At 29.7% G+C, this 4,563-nt stretch carries 3 protein-coding genes; 2 read left to right on the forward strand and 1 reads right to left on the reverse strand.

The genetic code is table 11. The annotated features are described in order from the left end of the window. Window positions 1–26: 26 nt before the first annotated feature. Both ACIQ56_RS14800 and ACIQ56_RS14805 read left to right on the forward strand, forming a co-directional pair. The gene (locus ACIQ56_RS14800) at window positions 27–1,958 is read left to right on the forward strand and encodes a methyl-accepting chemotaxis protein (RefSeq protein ID WP_397601814.1); all 1,932 of its coding nucleotides are present in this window, start codon (window positions 27–29) and stop codon (window positions 1,956–1,958) included. A gap of 280 nt (window positions 1,959–2,238) precedes the next feature. Then, a complete protein-coding gene (locus ACIQ56_RS14805) occupies window positions 2,239–3,171 on the forward strand; it encodes a tyrosine-type recombinase/integrase (RefSeq protein WP_397601815.1) in 933 nt (310 codons plus the stop codon). Here the strand turns inward: ACIQ56_RS14805 and ACIQ56_RS14810 are convergent. Then, window positions 3,083–4,405 (reverse strand): TniQ family protein, encoded by a 1,323-nt coding sequence (locus tag ACIQ56_RS14810; protein WP_397601816.1) that lies wholly within the window; start codon window positions 4,403–4,405, stop codon window positions 3,083–3,085. The two genes, ACIQ56_RS14805 and ACIQ56_RS14810, sit on opposite strands and share 89 nt — an antisense overlap. Window positions 4,406–4,563: the final 158 nt, after the last annotated feature.

Genomic DNA, 4,563 nt, shown 5'->3' on the forward strand with positions numbered 1-4,563 from the left:
TTTCACATTAAATTGGGAAATACTTAATGTTACATTTAAACTTTTTAGATAACATGAAGTTAAAAAATAAGCTTTTAATAGTTGGCGCATTGGGATTAACAATTTTATCATTAATAACAATAATAATTGCCATTAATAATTCAAAAATTCAGAATAATCTTGCTGTAGAAAAATTTGAATCAAGCACCATACAATCCCTAGATAAAGCAATTTCAGCGCAATTTTATGAAAGATATGGGGATATTCAGGCTTTTGCAGTTAACTCCGTTTTACAAGAAAAAAATATCCAAAATATAACAGAAGTCTTTAATAGTTACAGCAGCACGTATGGGATATATGATATTATCTTATTTGTGGATACAAAAGGGAATTATATTGCTTCAAACAATAAAAACGCCTCAGGCAGTGCCATCAATTCTTCAAAATTAGCTTCAAAAAATTATTCACAAGAAGAATGGTTTATAAATGCTTTGTCTGAAAAATATACTGAAAATAAAACAAATGGTTTTGCCGGAACTTATTTTGAAGATGCTAAAATAGATCCTTTAATTGAAGTTGCTTATGGAAAAAAAATTTTATCCACTAGCTTTTCTACTGTTGTCAAAAACAAATCTGGTGAAAAAATTGGTGTCATAACGAATAGGGCAAATGCTTCTTGGTTTAATGATGAAATTCAATATATTTATGAAAATGCTTCTAAGGAAAAAGAGCTTGAAATTATGTTATTAAATAAAAAGGGTGAAATTATTGTTGACTATAGCCCATCTAGAAACTCCAATAAATTGGAAATAGATCCATTTTTTAAGGCTAGACAATCAAATCAGTTTTTTAATTCAACTCCTTTTAAGGAAATTATGTCAAATAAAACAGATTCCATGATTTATTTTGATAATGATCTAAAAAGTGAAATTAATATTTCATACAAGCAAATTTCAAATAAAAAATTTATTCCTGAAATTGAATGGAGAATCGTTGCGACGATTCCAACAAATATTTTGTTTGGAGTCAATAAAAGAAATGCATATTTATTAATTATCACTGTATGCTTTATTTTTATTTTATCATTAATTTCTGTAATCTTATTTTCAAACTTTATATCAAAATTATTTTTAAATTCCGTAAAAGAACTAAATCATGAGAGCGGTGTAATGAATCAAATCGGAGATTCATTAAAAAAAAGTTCTCAATTTTTAAATAAGGCGGTTGAAGAACAAGCGGCTTCTCTTCATGAAAGTACAGCTGCTATAAATGAAATAACAAGCATGGTAAATAGAACAACTGAAAATGCAAATGAATCTACAAAAATTGCAAAAGATTCATCTGTGAAAGCAGAGCAAGGTCAAAAAATTATGAATGATCTTGTTTCTTCTATGGAAGCTATTCAAGAATCTAGCGCACAACTTCAAGATTTTTCGAATATGATTGCCCAAATTCATTCAAAAACAGCAGTAATTAATGATATTGTTGCTAAAACTGAACTTTTATCTTTAAATGCCTCGATTGAGTCTGCTAGAGCAGGTGAACACGGTAAAGGGTTTGCAGTTGTAGCAGAAGAGGTTGGTAATTTAGCAAAAATTAGTGGCAAATCTGCTCAAGAAATACAAGAATTAATTGCCTCAAGTCAGGAACAAGTTAACAAGATTTTGAATATAACAAAAGAAAGAATTAATGAAGGGAAAAAAGTAACTTCAATTGCAAAAGAAACCTTTCAAACAATTAATAATAATATTCAATCTCTTTCAATGGTAATGGAGCAAATTTTTAATGCTACAAAAGAACAAGAGATAGGGGTTAGGCAAATATCTATTACAATGGGACAAATAGATAAAATCACTCAAAAATGCCAAGAGTCCGCAAATACATCACTAGAAATTTCAAATAATGTTATAAAACAAAGTCAAAATATTGAGAGTAGTTCTCATAAGATAGAAATTTTAATAAAAGGAAAAGTTTCTTAAAAAATGTAAATTAAAGTTCTTTTGTAAGAAAAAATTTATTAAAAAAACTTGTAAATCTGCCAATAAAAAATTAATTGATATATTAATTCTTATCATTCAAAGCTATCTTCTCGATTAATCGCAAAGAAACTTTTTTATCTGTTTAGAAAATAAAACGCTCTTCCTTTTCAAAAAAAGTACATATAAATAGCATTATATGTACTTTTTTCCTTAATTTTTGTACGTTATATGTACTTTCTTACGGAATGCTAACTTGGGGGGGGGGGTAAAAGTGCATATAATGATCAAAAATTCGGAACTGACCTTTGAATCCTATTTTCCAGATTTTGAACTGGAACTTTTGAAAACCGATCGTTCTGTGCATACGGTCAAAAATTATCTTTGCGACTTGCATCTTTTTAAAGCGTGGGTTCATAAACTCTTTCCTGCTGTTAAAGCAAGCGAAATTGATGCTTTCACTCTTCAACGCTATCGTGGGTATTTAGACCAAACTGAAAAGCGAGCAGCATCCACCATCAATCGTCGAATCCAAAGCCTTAGACGTTTTTTTAGTTGGGCTTTGAAGAATAACTTCATTAAAACTGATCCTACCACAGAAGTGAAGCTAAAAAGCGTGCAGAGGGCTTTAAAACCTCGTTCACTCCCTAAGAATGACTTACACAAAGTGCTCACCTTCGCAGGCAAAGGGATTCACGGCCCCCGTAATTACGCCATTGTTCAACTGATGTTGCAGGCGGGACTTCGCATTGGTGAAGTCGAATCCATGCAACTCAGCGATATATGCTTATATGAAAGATCAGGACAAGTACGTATACGGGATGGCAAAGGAAGAAAAGAACGTTTTGTTCCTTTAAATGCCAGTGTTCGAAAAGCACTGCAAAGTTATATTGATTTTAGAAAATCTAAAAATGAAAATAATTTTATCTTTGAAAATTCAGCGTTTTTTTCAACTAATGTCGGTAAAAAGTTAACAAAAAGAGCACTACAAAAAATTATTTCAGAAATTATGGTTAAAGCAAATTGCAAAGCGTCAGCTCATACTTTAAGGCATACTTTTGCTACTTCGTATTATAATGACCATAAGAAATTAGTCGAGCTTTCCACACTTCTTGGACATAATTCACTTAATACGACTGCACGTTATACTCAGGCAAGTCATGATGATCTTGCACTTCAATTGGAAGAGAGTTCTCTGAATGAATTTGGAGATTAACATTATCTTTGTTGATCTCGTATGCAGTTGCTCCAATACGATTTATATCCATTTTAACAAATTCATCAATCAGATTTTTTGCTTTATCAATAGACATTTTTCCATATTCTACCATGAAGGGGATTAAATTATCAGAAGCTCGAATATCTCTTTTTAATATATAGCGAATTTCGCTAAAAAGACCGGCATATTTTAGCCAATTACATTTACTTGAAAAATCAGGATTCATTTTATAAATATTTTTATCGCAAGGAAAATCTATATATTTTGAAAGTGCATATGGCGTATAATATTTCATCTTATAATTACGAATTTCACAAGAATTATAAAGTACCTTTGAAATAAAGTTTCTTGGCCAATTTTTAACAAGAAATGCAACTATTTTCATAATAGAAATTCTATCATTTTGACTTAATAATTCGAATGGAACTTTAGTTTCATATTTAATAGGAACATTTTTCCAGAAACTTTTAAACATTTCTATATCTGGAGTAATAACTTTCTCAGGCGGACATACATATTTGGCAAGGCTTCTTAAAAATCTGAACCAGACAAATCCATTCATTGTATCACCATTGTTAAAATGGACTATACCACTTTTAAACGCTTCATAATTTTTTTTATCCAAAGATAAAATTTCTTTTGAAGGAGGTTCATTGAATACTTCAGTGAAATTTGTTTTTTTATTGGATGAACTTTTTACTTCCGTAAGATAACAATTATGCTTTTGGCATGTCGATATGAGACAAAGATGCCAAACTATTTGCTTATAAAAATTATTCTCTTTTTTGCATTGAGAACAAAATCTTTCAATAGTAATACTTTTTGACCAAGGTGTATTTGATACCCAAGGAATGATATTTATATTTTTTAAACTATTTGTCTTTTTAGGATAAACATGTTTATTGTATAAATGAAATGGATTAAAATTATTAGTGTAATTATCAAATTCATTTCTTGTGTGTACTCCAACAAAATCAAATAACATAGGTGAATATGATTCCAGGATCATTTTTTCTAAAAAAAATTTATTGACCCCTGTATATTTTTCTATTTGAGAATAGAGTTTAGGAAATTTAATAAAATCAATTTCAAGAATATTTTTAGGTGGATTCATTCTAAGACCAGATGAAAATAAAGTCTCAATTGGCACTTTATAATATTCCGCATGTCTTTCTAGCCACGAGATTAATGATTCTAAATATTCAGGTTTTAAAACAACAGGCCAATGCATATGATTTAAATCAAATCTCGTTCAAATTGGCGCGTGTCCTCCCAATAAGTGCATTTTACAAACACAATGAATGGAATTAAATTTTTTATAGAGAGTGGTTTTTGATTTTGTTGATAGTATCAAGATAATTCCAAGGTAACCAATCTTTTGGGTTTTGC

This window comes from Silvanigrella sp. (genome assembly GCF_044369315.1).
In the GTDB taxonomy this organism is placed as follows: domain Bacteria; phylum Bdellovibrionota_B; class Oligoflexia; order Silvanigrellales; family Silvanigrellaceae; genus Silvanigrella.

Coding starts and splice junctions, on each gene's coding strand:
- ACIQ56_RS14800 (WP_397601814.1), top strand. CDS start 27: ATGTTACATTTAAACTTTTTAGATAACATGAAGTTAAAAAATAAGCTT.
- ACIQ56_RS14805 (WP_397601815.1), top strand. CDS start 2,239: ATGATCAAAAATTCGGAACTGACCTTTGAATCCTATTTTCCAGATTTT.
- ACIQ56_RS14810 (WP_397601816.1), bottom strand. CDS start 4,405: ATGCATTGGCCTGTTGTTTTAAAACCTGAATATTTAGAATCATTAATC.